Genomic DNA, 13,342 nt, shown 5'->3' on the forward strand with positions numbered 1-13,342 from the left:
AGCAGTAAGGAATCACTTGTTACTACTATGATGGAGAAAAAGGTTGAAGGTATGAATCGATATGTTCGTATCTTCTTGATTAGTATAATCATGTCAGTAATTTGGTTTACTATACAAGACGTTAATCAACTTACGTTTAATTATCAAACTTATGACTTGTTAATGGGAAGTATATGTTTTGTCATTGTGTGCCTGTTTTATGATAAACTTTGATTAAGATAAGTTTTACAAGAAAAATGTAGGTATTTCATTTGAAATGTCGAATAGTACATACGATGTCGTAATAACAAATTTTCTATTGTTTACTGTGAAACAGGAGAAGGGGAGATAGTAGTTATGAAACGAGCTCTTATTAATATTGATTATACATATGATTTTGTAGCGGAAAAAGGCGCTTTAACTTGCGGAAAACCAGGTCAAGAAATCGAACAGGAAATTGTACATATAACGAAGCAATATATTGAAAATGGAGATTACGTAGTGTTTGCAATTGATAAACATGAAGAAAATGATGAATATCATCCCGAAGCGAAATTATTCCCTCCTCATAATATAGCAGGTACAAATGGTAGAGACTTATTCGGTGAGTTACAAGAAGTATACGAAACATATAAAAATGCTGAGAATGTATATTATATGGATAAAACGCGATACAGTGCGTTTGCTGGAACAGATTTAGAGATGAAGTTAAGAGAAAGAGGAATAGAAGAAGTTCATCTTGTAGGTGTTTGTACTGATATTTGTGTTCTTCATACAGCAGTAGATGCGTATAATAAAGGATTTAAAATTGTTGTTTATGAAAAGGCAGTTGCATCTTTTAATGCGCAAGGGCATGAATTTGCACTTGGACATTTTAAATCTTGTTTACATGCAGAAGTGAAATGAAAAAGAGGCCTTTAAAAAGGTCTCTTTTTTGCGTTTAAACCGAGACGACATTTTGCTCAATTAATTTTTTTATGAATGGACTAATATTTTGTGGTAGCTCATTTAAATTAAAAAACTGTACATGTAATGATTCGACTCGATCAGCTTGTAGCGAGCCACCTGTAATATCTTTGCAAAGGTAAGCGATTGTCATAGGGTAAAATTCATCTCCGTTCGGTAATTTCACAAAAAATTCTTTACCTGAAAATACACTTACCAGCTGAAGTGTACCAATTTCAATTCCTGTTTCTTCAAGTACTTCTCGTCTTCCAGCTTCTTCTGTAGATTCACCAAGTTCCACAAAACCTCCTGGGACACCCCACATGCCATTTCGCCTTTGTTGTAGTAATATTTGTCCTTGTTCATTGAAAACAGCTACCGCAACGCCTGCTAAATTGAGTGGCCTTGATCCAACAACTTCTCTTAGTTCTTCAATATATCCCATTGGTTGTAACCTCCGTGAGTAATAATATTTTCAAATGAACTATTCGATATAATGTAAATGTTTTCCTTTTGTTGAGATGAGTAGTGTAGTTTTAAAGTAAAGTCATAAAAAATTTCAATTGCCAGCTCCCTTTAGGCTATGAAAAAGGGTATATTTATAGAAGAATGTCTAATGAATTTAAAAAATATAGCGGCTTTGTATAGAATTTTTATTAGTTAAGGAAGTGGATGGATGAGTTTATTAACGTATACTGAAGAATTTTTTAATTATGTAAGGGAGTTTTTACTTTTAAGATTTTTGCTATTTGCTTTAGTTTTAATCATTATTTCGTTTGTAATAAACCGTATTATTGATTGGTTTTTTAGGAAATCAAGCTTTTTTGATGAAGAGGTAGAGCAGACAATTCAAAGTGTAATTCGATCTATTTTTAGATATATCATTATCATCAGTCTTATCATATATTTAATTAGCCAATTTGTAGATATAAAAAGTATTATTGCAGGTGCAGGGATAGCTGGAGTTGTCATCGGTTTTGCTGCACAACAGATGCTAAAAGATGTTATATTAGGCTTTGCAAGATTAGCGGACAAAGAGTTTCGAGTTGGTGATTTTGTAACTTTTAACGGAACAAATTCAGGAACTATTGAAGAGATTAGTATTCGTTTTATGCAAATACGTGAATGGTCAGGAAAATTACTTACCATCCCACACGGAGAGATTAGAACGATACAAAATTTTAATAAAGGATGGATGCGTGTAATTGAACGTATCACGGTAAGTTATCAGGAAGATCCAACAAGAGTGAAGGAATTGTTAGAAGAAGTATGTGTTATATGCAATGAAAAATTGGATCAAACTCTTTATAGAGTAGAGGATGAGGCTGTTGAACCATTTAAATACGTCGGTGTTACAGACTTAAATCCTAACCTGAAATATGTTGGCTATGAATTTTGTATTACAGGTTTAATAAAGCCAGAAGATTATTTTGAAACTTCTAGACAAGTAAGATTTGAATTAATGTCTATATTCCATAAGAATCAAGTGCAAATGCCGGCAGCGAATATGGTTGTTACTACTGAAAGTTTACAGCATATTCATGGTGGACAATCTTTATCGGACAGCTAAAGTAGAATCGCTTGTTAACAAAAATTCTGATTCCAACATTGGATAGAATAACAATAATAAAATGATTGATATAAAGAAAGGGCTGAAGGAATTCGGTTCTTTTTTTATTTATAGAATTTAGAAATTTCTTAATGTTATAATTGTAGTTGGTGATGAGAATGAACTTTGAAGAAAAAGAGATGCATCGTTTAGAAGCATTAAAAGAAATTGCTGAATTATTAAATGAAGCAACAAACTTACAGGATATGTTAGAAAAAGTGTTGCATACATTGTTACAAGTAATGAATTTACAAACAGGGTGGATATTCTTTATTGATGAAAGTGGAAAGCATAGCATGCTTGTAGACGAAAATTTACCAGAGGCTCTTACGTGGCAAGAGAAGAAGCCGATGTGTGAAGGAAACTGTTGGTGTGTAGAACGTTTTGTGAATGGAAGATTAGAAAAAGCGACTAATATTATTGAATGTAAGCGAATAGAAGATGCAATTGAATGTAATTGGGGAGAGACAGAAGATGTTACACATCATGCGACAATTCCGCTTAGGTCTGGATCAGAAAAATTTGGTCTACTAAATGTGGCTGCGCCTCATAAGACTCATTTTTCAGAGGAAGAGTTAGCATTATTAGAATCAATTGCATTTCAAATTGGAACAACAATACAACGTATTCAGTTAGTTGAGAAAGAACGTAAATATGTAGTGGTAGCGGAAAGAAATCGACTTGCACGTGATTTACATGATTCAGTAAAACAATTGTTATTTTCTATTATGCTAACAGCGAAAGGTACTTTGAATATGACGCAAGATAGAGAATTGCAAGAGATGTTAAGTTATATTGGAGAATTATCACAAGAAGCATTACAAGAGATGACTCTATTAATTTGGCAATTAAGACCTGAAGGATTAGAGAAAGGGTTAGCAGAAGCAATTCAAAATTACGGGAAGTTATTAGGAGTTCAAGTGGAAGTTCGAATTGATGGGATGGTTTCAATTGGGGATGAAATAGAAGAAGTTTTATGGCGTATTAGCCAAGAGGCGCTACATAATTGTAAAAAGCATGCTTCGTGTGAAAAGGTACATGTTCTTTTGAAAATAGAAAATAACCAGTTACATTTTTACATAGAAGATAATGGAATAGGATTTATACAAGAGCAAGTAAGGGAGTCAGCACTTGGCCTGAAAAGTATGAAGGAACGTATTCAGTTAATGAAGGGGTCGTTTCAAATTATAACAGAGCTGAGAAAGGGTACAAAAATAGAAATTCAATTGCCGATTTGAAGGGGAGAATAAGATTGAAGATTAAATTGCTACTAGTTGAGGATCATCATATCGTTCGAAGAGGACTTGTATTCTTTTTGAAAACGAGAGAAGAATTTGAAATTATTGGGGAAGCGGAAAATGGCGAAGAGGCATTACATTTCGTGCAAAAAGAAAGACCGGATGTCGTACTAATGGATGTATCGATGCCGAAAATGGATGGAATTGAGGCAACAAAACGTCTAAAGCAATACGATGAGACGATAAAGGTACTTATATTAAGTAGTTTTTCAGAGCAAGATTATGTTATACCAGCACTTGAAGCTGGAGCAGATGGTTATCAATTAAAAGAAGTACAACCTGAGCAACTTGTCGCTTCTATTATTGCAGTACATCAAGGAAATGCGAATTTTCACCCGAAAGTAACACCTGCATTAATGGGGCGTACCGCAGTAAAGAAGGAAATAGAAAATCCTTTTTCAATGTTAACGAAAAGAGAGCAAGAGGTACTTCGCGAAATTGCGAAAGGAAGAAGCAACAAGGAGATTGCAGCAGAACTTCATATTACAGAACAAACTGTGAAAACACACGTTTCAAACGTTTTAGCTAAATTAGAAGTGGATGATCGTACGCAAGCCGCATTATACGCAGTGAAACATGGGGAGGATTATTCATAAGCATGAATAATTCTGTTATATCGTATGACAGAATACATAGGAGCAATTAAAATTTATAGTAATCCCTAATATAGGTTTTTCTTCTTTCAATAATTAGGTACAATAAAGTTAAACTAATCGGTTTTTACAGGATAAAGCTACGATAGAAGAGGAGGATATGCTATGCCTGGTACAAGGAGTGGGATTGGAAAGATTCAGGCTTCGTTAAATGGTTTATCACCGAAATTGCGAAGTATTGCCGAACATATTTTGAAACATCCACAAGATGTTGTACATAAATCTATTACAGAATTAGCTGAAGTTACGAGTAGTTCCGAAGCGACGATATTCCGCTTATGTAAACACCTTGGTTTGCAAGGTTTTCAAGATTTAAAGATTACATTAGCTCGTGAAATTGTACATACACCGATGCAAAATATTCATGAAGAGGTATCAGCAGAAGATAGTATGGTAACTGTTGCTAAAAAAGTTTTTCATTCGCATATTACAGGACTGCAAGATACTTTACATTTGCTAAATGAAACAGCACTTGAGCAGGCTGTACGAGCTTTGCAAGAAGCAAGGCGAATTGAGTTTTATGGAAATGGTGGCTCTGGTATTATTGCGATGGATGCGTATCATAAGTTTATGAGAACGGGTATTTCTTGTATCGCTCATACTGATTCGCATTTTCAAATTATGGGAGCAGGTTTACTCTCGGAAAATTCAGTTGTTATTGGCATTTCTCATTCTGGTAGCAATAAAGGGTTACTTGAAGCGTTAGAAGTAGCGAAAGCAAGAGGGGCCAAAATTATTGCGATTACGAGCTATAAGAAATCAGCATTAAGTCAGCTTGCTGATATAACGTTATATACATCAACACGTGAGACTGAATTCCGTACAGAAGCAAGTTCATCACGATTAGCACAGTTAAGCTTATTAGATACTTTGTATGTAGGGTTGTCGTTGCAGCGACAAGAAGAAACACTAAAAAATTTACAAAGTATACGTGAAACGATTTCGATGAAGCGAATATAAAAAAGCTCTTCAAATGAAGAGCTTTCAGATTGTAGACAAACTATTTTTGGAGAGTTCAAATGCTAAAAATAGTTTGTCTCGTATTTTATGGATAATTTATCTAATTGTATTTATATGTAGTGCTTTCTATATATAATTTACTATAAGTGAGGAAGGTGTCTTATGAAAATATCCGTTTATGTTGCAAGTGCATTTAGCAAGGATCATAAAGGCGGAAATAAAGCAGGAGTGGTATTTATTGAGAATACAAATACATTGACCACTACTCAAAAAATGACAATAGCGAAACAACTGGGTTATGCGGAAACCGCATTTATATCAGAATCTGAAATTGCTGATTATAAATTTGAGTATTTTACTCCAAAAGAAGAAGTTGATTTATGTGGTCATGCCACAATTGGCTCTTTCGCGATACTGATGCATTTAAATAAAATTTTCAAGAATCGCTATACGATTGAAACGAACAGCGGTGTTCTTACTATTACCATAACAGATGACATCATATTCATGGAACAAAATAAACCGATATTCTATGATGTTGTATCTCCAAATGAGTTCACCGACTGTTTTGACATTAAAGATATAGACAATAAATACCCAATCCAAATTGTCTCCACGGGCTTAAAAGATATTTTAATTCCTATAAAAAGCGAAACACAATTACATGCACTGCAACCTAATTTTGAAAAAATTAAAGAAATCAGCAAGTATTATAATGTTGTTGGGATGCATCTATATACTTTTAATGACAATCGAATTATATGCAGAAATTTTGCTCCACTATACGACATTAATGAAGAAGCAGCGACTGGAACTTCAAACGGTGCATTAGCTTGCTACCTTTATGAACAGCACTATTTGCAAAAAGAAGTCTATGTATTTGAACAAGGTTATTCTTTACACTCGCCTTCCGAAATATTAGTTAAATTAGCAACCAATAGCAAAAATAAAATAGAAAAAGTTTATGTTGGCGGTAAAGGCTATTACTGTGAAACTAAGTGTTTAAATGTAGAAAATATTGAGTAAAGAGCTTTTTTTTATCGTTGAGAAGTTTGTTAATTTATTTTCTTTTCTTTTAGAAATGTATGACTTACATATAGTCAGTGATAAACTCTCATTTTTAAAAATTAAAAATAAAGACCGATTTGTGTAATGATTCAAATATTGTTCATAATTTCACAATTTGTTTATGAAGTGTCATGTTATGATGAACATGTAATGATGATTGAATACTTAAATTTGGTACGGTAACTAGCCAAAGTAGTGAGGAAAGTAGTTGTGAGATAAACTCATTAAAACGCTAGAACACTAAAGGGGAGATCACATATGAAAGCAGTAGTGGTTAATAAAAACAGCAAAGCAAACATCGAAGTGGTTGAAAAAGAATTACGTCCGTTACGCTCAGGTGAAGCGTTAGTAGATGTAGAGTATTGTGGAGTTTGCCACACTGATTTACACGTTGCGAATCATGATTTTGGTAACACTGATGGCCGTATTCTTGGTCATGAGGGTGTAGGTATTGTTACGAAAATAGCTGATGATGTTAATTCGCTAAAGATAGGTGACCGTGTAAGTATTGCATGGATGTTCCAATCTTGTGGACGTTGTGAATATTGCGTAACTGGTAGAGAAACATTTTGCCGTGAAGTTAAAAACGCAGGTTATTCAGTAGATGGTGGTATGGCTGAACAATGTATCGTTACAGCTGATTATGCGGTAAAAGTACCAGAAGGATTAGATCCTGCTCAAGCATCATCAATTACATGTGCTGGTGTAACTACATATAAAGCTATTAAAGTATCAGATATTAAACCTGGTCAACCTATTGTAATCTATGGCTGCGGTGGATTAGGTAACTTAGCTATCCAATATGCTAAAAATGTATTTGGTGCAAAGGTAATCGCAGTAGACATTAATGACGACAAATTAGCCTTAGCGAAAGAAGTTGGTGCTGATATGACTATCAATCCAATTTCTCAAGGTCCTGCTGATAAAATTGTTCAAGAGGAGCTTGGTGGCGCTTATGCTGCGGTAGTAACAGCAGTCTCTAAAGTAGCCTTTAACTCAGCAGTTGATGCAGTACGTGCTTGCGGTAAAGTAGTTGCAGTAGGGCTACCAGTAGAAACAATGGACTTAAACATCCCGCGACTTGTACTGGATGGAATTGAAGTAGTTGGTTCTCTAGTTGGTACTCGTAAAGATTTGGAAGAGGCGTTTATGTTTGGGGCAGAAGGAAAAGTAGTGCCGGTTGTTCAAACTTGTTCGCTAGATAAAGTACAAAATGTATTCGAAGAAATGGAACAAGGTAGAATTCAAGGGCGTATGGTAATTGATTTTAAAAAACATAATTGTGATTGCAAATAATTCACTTTAAATATAAAAATTGTGAGTCTAGCAAAGGACATGTAAAAAAAGTTAGACGGCATAAAAAGATGATCCCTGTATTTAATAGGGATCATCTTCTTTATTTTCTACTAATATCGATGCCAATTAATACTTGATTAATGAGAAACGATTAAAGGTTTACTTTATTTGCAAACGAAAAAGAATCTTTATGTTTAACAAATTTTTTATGATCTGGAACGTTTTGAATTGCTACAATTTGCGAATCTCTTGCTTTCAGTGCATCTTGAATCCCGATGGTCATAAGCTTAATAAATAGAATCGTAATAAAGAATGAAGCGAGAGTATAAAAAATAATCCACCATGAAAGATTCATTTCATTACGATTTAATCCAATAAGGCCTGCCCAATCATTAGATAGAGAAACAGGTTTGAGCACTCCGTCATAGAGTTCACGCATTTGTATGCCGCCAATTACAATGTTAAGCAACGCTAAATGGATAACGAGTATGAGTGTTTGGACGATATGTTCCATAAATAATACAAATAAGCGGTCAAGTAATAAGACTCGTAAGTGTTTTTTAATAATATGAAAACGACTAGCCCCCAGTAATTGTGAACTTAAGATGTAATCTTGTTTCATAAATTCATCAACCTCTGAGGATATGTATAAAGAAAGTGTAGGCAGAGCGACGAAAATAAGTACGAGTACTTGATAAAATGTAAATGAAATATTTGGATCTACCCCATCAGCATTTGACGTGATTACAATATTAACGGGCGTGATAAGTATGAATGCGATAAATAGAGTTGGAATATAATAAAAAACTTCTGAGCATGACTGGAAAAATCTCTTGAGTTTTGGAGCAAATAAACTTAAGAGGATTCCTATACATGTTCCGCATAAAATTCGAAAGAAGCTAATTGCCACGGCTAATAAAATAGTAAATTTTGCTCCTTCTACAATTTGTAAGAAAACAGACTCTCCAAAACGATCAGATCCAAAAGGTGGAATTAACGATGGTGGAAAGGGAGCCTTTCCAAGTAATTCGTTATTTTCATTGTAAAGTAACTGAGGAGGTTTTGGGATGTTATCTTTAAAGAACCAACTATAAATAAAACTAGCTGAAATAAGTATGAATAAATAAGTAAAGCCGATTAAAAAGCGTTTTGATTTCCAAATAGATTTCATAATGATACTCCTTTCAATTGCTTTTTCCATCTATTCATCATGAATGAGATTATTTGGAAAATGGCGTAAAACGGTAAAATAATCATAACAAGTATAATAAATGTAGCTGGAGGTGAAACAAACGCCTTATTAAATAAAAATTGAATAATGCCTTCCATATTAAAAACAAATTCTAAAATGAATAAATTAGAAAGTAAGAAAACAAAAATCGTTTTTAAATGGTGGAAGAAGTGGATAGATATATTTTTGAATAAATGAATGCATAATATATAACTTGATGAAAGGCCTTTTCCATATGCAACCTCTACGTAATGTTTTCCTTGTTCTTCTTTTATGTATAACACCATCATCCGAAACATTTGTAATGTAGGTAAGACAGCTAATGATAAAATAGGGAGTAAATAAGCTCGATTTTCATTAAAAGAAATAATAGTGACAGGAGATTCCCCAAATTTCTGAAGTACCCATATGAAAAATATTTGCAAACAAATCATCATCATCATATCAGGGACAGCTTCTAATATGAACACAATTCGGTTTATCCATTTTTTTATATAATCTTTTGCTAAAAAATAAAAAAATGCCATGCTAGATGATAAAAAGAGAGCAAGAAAAAAGGCTGAAAATAATATAGTAAATGAATATAGGTAAGGTTCTAAAACAGTTGGAAATAATGGTGTTTTTTTGAAATGGCCAAACTTCGGGTCTGATCCTATAATCACTAATGATTCAAGGGAGAAGACCTGTTTTAACATGGTAACGATCTGATTAAAAAAATAAATTGGTTGAAAGGTAAATCCTTGTTGAGTGATAAATAAATAAGGTAAATTTAATAATAGTAAGAGTGATAAAAGAATTGATGAAAGCTTAATTGTGAATTGAGATATTGTATTTAACATTAAATCCCTCCGACATCTTTTTACAACATTATACAATAAATTCTATATTATTGTTTTATTTTTCTGAAAAATAAAAATACTGTTGAATTTTATAGTATGCAAGATATATTTACAAGATAAAAAAGTAATAGTAGGGGCCGCGCTCTATTTTTATCAAGACAAAAGGACTAGTGAACTTAAAACAATAAACAAGAGCAAAATGCACAGAATTTTCATTCTGCGGGTAGTTACTTTTCTTGGCTTGATAGCGATATTACGTGACCGCTAAAAATGAATATTGCTTTTCAACTCTTTCTTCATGCAAATGAGTAGAACGTATGGAGGACTATGTATGTGTTGTTAATGAGAGGAAAGAGTGTATTGCGTAACGAATATAACGTAATTTTACCGCAAGGAGTAGCTAAATTTAGTGTATAAGTGAAATGGAATGAGTAGATTTATTTTTTTATATGAAAAAAATTTTCTTTTTATAACTTGATAAATAAAAAAATATTTTATATACTAATTCATGTAAACGGTTTACTAAATCGTATTTTGCTAGAAATGAAGGGAAGATTCGCATGGAAACAAGGGGGAGAGTAATCGGGATTGATATCGGTACCACAAGTACGAAAACGGTTGTGTTCACAGAAAAAGGAAAAGTCATTGCATCACATGCAATCGATTACCCAATTATTCAACCGAACGTCGGATGGGCTGAGCAAGATCCTGATGTAATATGTGCCGCTGTATACAAAAGTGTAAGCGTTGCCATCGAAAAGGGTAATGTATTACCAGAAGATATTTCTTCAATCGGTATTAGTACAGCTATGCACGCATTAATTGCAGTAGATGAAAATGGTGCGCCATTAACGCGTTCTATCATTTGGGCAGATAATCGAAGTACGAAGCAATCAGAAAAATTATTACAACAAATGAATGGGCATGAAATTTATAGACGTACAGGTACACCAATTCATCCGATGTCACCACTTTCTAAATTGTTATGGATGAAAGAAGAGGAACCAGAGTTATATACAAGTGCTTATAAATTCATTTCCATTAAAGAGTATGTGATTTACCAATTATTTTCACGCTACGTAGTTGATTATTCGATTGCTTCTGCTACGGGGTTATTTAATTTAGAAACATTAAACTGGGATGAAGATGTTTTAACTATGTTACATATGTCACCAGAACAATTATCAACCCCTGTACCAACTACATATATTTTATCAGGTATGAAGCCAGAATTAGCACAGAAGATGGGGATAAGTGCAGAGACACCAATTGTCATAGGAGCAAGTGATGGGGTTCTTGCAAATGTAGGAGTTGGGGCGATATCACCGGGTGCGGCTGCAATTACCATTGGAACGAGTGGTGCGGTTCGAACAATCTCATCAAATATAAATACAGATGAGAAAGGGAGAACGTTTTGTTACGCATTAACAGATGAGCACTGGGTAATCGGTGGTCCAACGAATAACGGCGGAATATTACTGAGATGGTTACGTGATGAATTTGGTAGTCCAGAGCAAGAAGTAGCAAGAAAGCTCGGAATTGATCCTTATGATTTATTAATTAAATATGCAGAAAGCGTACCAGCTGGAGCGGATGGGCTATTGTTCTTACCTTTCTTATCTGGAGAACGCGCACCTTACTGGAATGCAAATGCTCGTGGTACATTCTTTGGAATCAATCTTCAACATAAGCGAGAACATTTTATACGTGCAGTGATGGAAGGTGTTTGTATGAGTGTATATTCAGTAGCACTCGCAATTAGAGATTGTACAGGGCCACTTACTGAAATACGAGTTTCAGGAGGGTTTGCGAAATCTGCATTTTGGAGACAAATGTTGTCCGATATGATGGGGAAAGAATTGCTTGTACCTGAAAGTCATGAAGCATCTGCGCTTGGGGCAGCGGCAGTTGCTTTATATGCTGTAGGAAAAATTGATTCTCTTGAAGAGGTAAAGGATTGGATTGATATTGTTCATCACCATGTACCGAATAAAGAAAATACGGCTATATATTTAGAAATGTTTTATATGTATGAACGACTTTACAATCGCTTGAAAGAAGAATTTGATTGTATAGCTGCTTTCCAACGTAAATAATAGGGGGATTGGGAGAAATGGTAGTTGGGATCGTACTAGCGGCAGTTGTCATACTACTTTTACTTATTACGGTAGTAAAATGGCATCCATTTGTCGCATTAATTTTAACAGCAATTGGTGTAGGATTAGCAATGGGAATGCCTTTAATTGGAACTTCACCAAAAGATCCAGGAATTATTGATTCTATTAAACTAGGGCTTGGTAATACGTTAGGATTTTTAGCAATAGTTTTAGCACTAGGAACGATGCTTGGAAAAATGATGGCCGAATCTGGTGGTGCTGAACGTATCGCTAACACATTAATTAATCGTTTTGGGAAGAAACGAGTTCACTGGGCGATGATGTTCGTTGCATTTTTAGTAGGGATTCCGGTATTTTTCCAAGTTGGATTTGTCCTATTAATTCCGTTAGTATTTACAATTGCGTTAGAAACTGGGGTATCACTTATTACAATCGGTATTCCGCTAGTAGCAGGACTGTCAGTCGTACACGGACTTGTTCCACCGCATCCAGCGGCAATGGCGGCAGTTGGTATTTTTAAAGCAGATGTAGGGAAGACAATTTTATATGCGTTAATTGTCGGACTTCCAACTGCAATTATTTCAGGTCCACTTTACGGGAAATGGATTGGTGCTCGTATCCATAAGGAAGTACCATTAGATATAGCGGAGCAATTTATTGAAAGAGATAAGAAGAAAGAACTTCCTAGCTTCGGAAATACATTGTTTACTATTTTACTTCCAGTATTTCTTATGCTTGGTGCATCCATTGCTGAAGTAGCGTTACATAAAACGAGTCAACTTGCACAAGTGTTACACTTTATTGGAGATCCAATAGTCGCTTTATTAATTGCAACGATTTATTCTTTCTTTAGCCTTGGTTATGCAAAAGGATTTTCTAAAGATAAAGTATTACAATTTACAAATGATTGCCTTGGGCCAATTGCAAACATATTGTTAGTGATTGGTGCAGGCGGCGCATTTAATAAAGTACTATTAGATTCTGGAATTGGAACGACAATTGCAGATATGGCGAAAGAATCGCATATTTCACCGATATTATTAGGGTGGGGAATTGCGGCACTAATCCGAATCGCAACTGGATCGGCAACTGTTTCTATGATGACAGCAGCTGGAATTGTAGCACCGATTGCAGCAAGTACACCTGGTGTAAATGTTGAACTACTAGCACTTGCAACAGGCGCAGGGTCATTAATTTTATCACACGTGAATGATTCGGGATTTTGGATGATTAAAGAATATTTCGGAATGACTGTGAAAGAAACATTATTAACATGGACCGCAATGGAGACTATACTATCAGTTGTAGCACTTGGATTAATTTCGATATTAAATATATTTGTATAGA

12 protein-coding genes are annotated in these 13,342 nt (G+C 34.4%); 9 read left to right on the forward strand and 3 right to left on the reverse strand.

Annotation, left to right across the window (positions count from 1 at the left end; genetic code table 11):
• The first annotated feature begins 336 nt into the window (after positions 1-336).
• Positions 337-885 (forward strand): cysteine hydrolase family protein, encoded by a 549-nt coding sequence (locus NZ044_RS11165; RefSeq protein ID WP_000816791.1) that lies wholly within the window; start codon positions 337-339, stop codon positions 883-885.
• 34 nt (positions 886-919) lie between these two features.
• On the opposite strand, the gene NZ044_RS11170 is transcribed toward NZ044_RS11165, so the two are convergent.
• On the reverse strand, positions 920-1,369 hold the full coding sequence (locus tag NZ044_RS11170) for an NUDIX hydrolase (RefSeq protein WP_000540506.1): 450 nt from the start codon (positions 1,367-1,369) through the stop codon (positions 920-922).
• A 231-nt stretch (positions 1,370-1,600) separates the two neighbouring features.
• Between NZ044_RS11170 and NZ044_RS11175 the strand changes: the two genes are divergently transcribed.
• From NZ044_RS11175 to adhP, 6 genes are all read left to right on the forward strand, one after another.
• Entirely contained in the window at positions 1,601-2,494 is an 894-nt protein-coding gene (locus NZ044_RS11175; RefSeq protein WP_000055429.1) for a mechanosensitive ion channel family protein, read from the forward strand.
• Positions 2,495-2,673: 179 nt separating this feature from the next.
• A complete protein-coding gene (gene casK / locus NZ044_RS11180) occupies positions 2,674-3,771 on the forward strand; it encodes a two-component system sensor histidine kinase CasK (protein ID WP_170925745.1) in 1,098 nt (365 codons plus the stop codon).
• Between the two features lie 14 nt (positions 3,772-3,785).
• The gene (gene casR, locus NZ044_RS11185) at positions 3,786-4,427 is read left to right on the forward strand and encodes a two-component system response regulator CasR (RefSeq protein ID WP_000694630.1); all 642 of its coding nucleotides are present in this window, start codon (positions 3,786-3,788) and stop codon (positions 4,425-4,427) included.
• A 162-nt stretch (positions 4,428-4,589) separates the two neighbouring features.
• Positions 4,590-5,444, forward strand: a complete 855-nt coding sequence (locus tag NZ044_RS11190; RefSeq protein ID WP_001119651.1) for a MurR/RpiR family transcriptional regulator — start codon at positions 4,590-4,592, stop codon at positions 5,442-5,444.
• A gap of 162 nt (positions 5,445-5,606) precedes the next feature.
• The gene (locus NZ044_RS11195; protein WP_000704327.1) at positions 5,607-6,470 is read left to right on the forward strand and encodes a PhzF family phenazine biosynthesis protein; all 864 of its coding nucleotides are present in this window, start codon (positions 5,607-5,609) and stop codon (positions 6,468-6,470) included.
• Positions 6,471-6,770: 300 nt separating this feature from the next.
• A complete protein-coding gene (gene adhP, locus NZ044_RS11200; protein ID WP_000649140.1) occupies positions 6,771-7,808 on the forward strand; it encodes an alcohol dehydrogenase AdhP in 1,038 nt (345 codons plus the stop codon).
• 151 nt (positions 7,809-7,959) lie between these two features.
• Here adhP and NZ044_RS11205 read toward each other — a convergent pair whose 3' ends face one another.
• Both NZ044_RS11205 and NZ044_RS11210 read right to left on the reverse strand, forming a co-directional pair.
• A complete protein-coding gene (locus NZ044_RS11205) occupies positions 7,960-8,979 on the reverse strand; it encodes an ABC transporter permease (protein ID WP_000836579.1) in 1,020 nt (339 codons plus the stop codon).
• Positions 8,976-9,878 (reverse strand): ABC transporter permease subunit, encoded by a 903-nt coding sequence (locus tag NZ044_RS11210; protein WP_000935302.1) that lies wholly within the window; start codon positions 9,876-9,878, stop codon positions 8,976-8,978. Before NZ044_RS11210 ends, NZ044_RS11205 begins: the two co-directional genes overlap by 4 nt.
• Before the next feature lie 560 nt (positions 9,879-10,438).
• On the opposite strand from NZ044_RS11210, the gene gntK reads away from it, so the two are divergent.
• Together gntK and NZ044_RS11220 are read left to right on the forward strand one after the other, a co-directional pair.
• Entirely contained in the window at positions 10,439-11,974 is a 1,536-nt protein-coding gene (gene gntK / locus NZ044_RS11215) for a gluconokinase (protein ID WP_000449998.1), read from the forward strand.
• A 17-nt stretch (positions 11,975-11,991) separates the two neighbouring features.
• Positions 11,992-13,341, forward strand: a complete 1,350-nt coding sequence (locus NZ044_RS11220; protein ID WP_000260204.1) for a GntP family permease — start codon at positions 11,992-11,994, stop codon at positions 13,339-13,341.
• Position 13,342: the final 1 nt, after the last annotated feature.

The sequence above is a fragment of the Bacillus sp. FSL K6-1338 genome (assembly GCF_038006965.1).
Classification (GTDB): Bacteria; Bacillota; Bacilli; order Bacillales; family Bacillaceae_G; genus Bacillus_A; species Bacillus_A thuringiensis_S.

Bases quoted from the DNA above. Each gene is read 5' to 3' on its own strand.
- NZ044_RS11165 (WP_000816791.1), top strand. From the start codon at position 337: ATGAAACGAGCTCTTATTAATATTGATTATACATATGATTTTGTAGCG.
- NZ044_RS11170 (WP_000540506.1), bottom strand. From the start codon at position 1,369: ATGGGATATATTGAAGAACTAAGAGAAGTTGTTGGATCAAGGCCACTC.
- NZ044_RS11175 (WP_000055429.1), top strand. From the start codon at position 1,601: ATGAGTTTATTAACGTATACTGAAGAATTTTTTAATTATGTAAGGGAG.
- casK (WP_170925745.1), top strand. From the start codon at position 2,674: ATGCATCGTTTAGAAGCATTAAAAGAAATTGCTGAATTATTAAATGAA.
- NZ044_RS11190 (WP_001119651.1), top strand. From the start codon at position 4,590: ATGCCTGGTACAAGGAGTGGGATTGGAAAGATTCAGGCTTCGTTAAAT.
- NZ044_RS11195 (WP_000704327.1), top strand. From the start codon at position 5,607: ATGAAAATATCCGTTTATGTTGCAAGTGCATTTAGCAAGGATCATAAA.
- adhP (WP_000649140.1), top strand. From the start codon at position 6,771: ATGAAAGCAGTAGTGGTTAATAAAAACAGCAAAGCAAACATCGAAGTG.
- NZ044_RS11205 (WP_000836579.1), bottom strand. From the start codon at position 8,979: ATGAAATCTATTTGGAAATCAAAACGCTTTTTAATCGGCTTTACTTAT.
- NZ044_RS11210 (WP_000935302.1), bottom strand. From the start codon at position 9,878: ATGTTAAATACAATATCTCAATTCACAATTAAGCTTTCATCAATTCTT.
- gntK (WP_000449998.1), top strand. From the start codon at position 10,439: ATGGAAACAAGGGGGAGAGTAATCGGGATTGATATCGGTACCACAAGT.
- NZ044_RS11220 (WP_000260204.1), top strand. From the start codon at position 11,992: ATGGTAGTTGGGATCGTACTAGCGGCAGTTGTCATACTACTTTTACTT.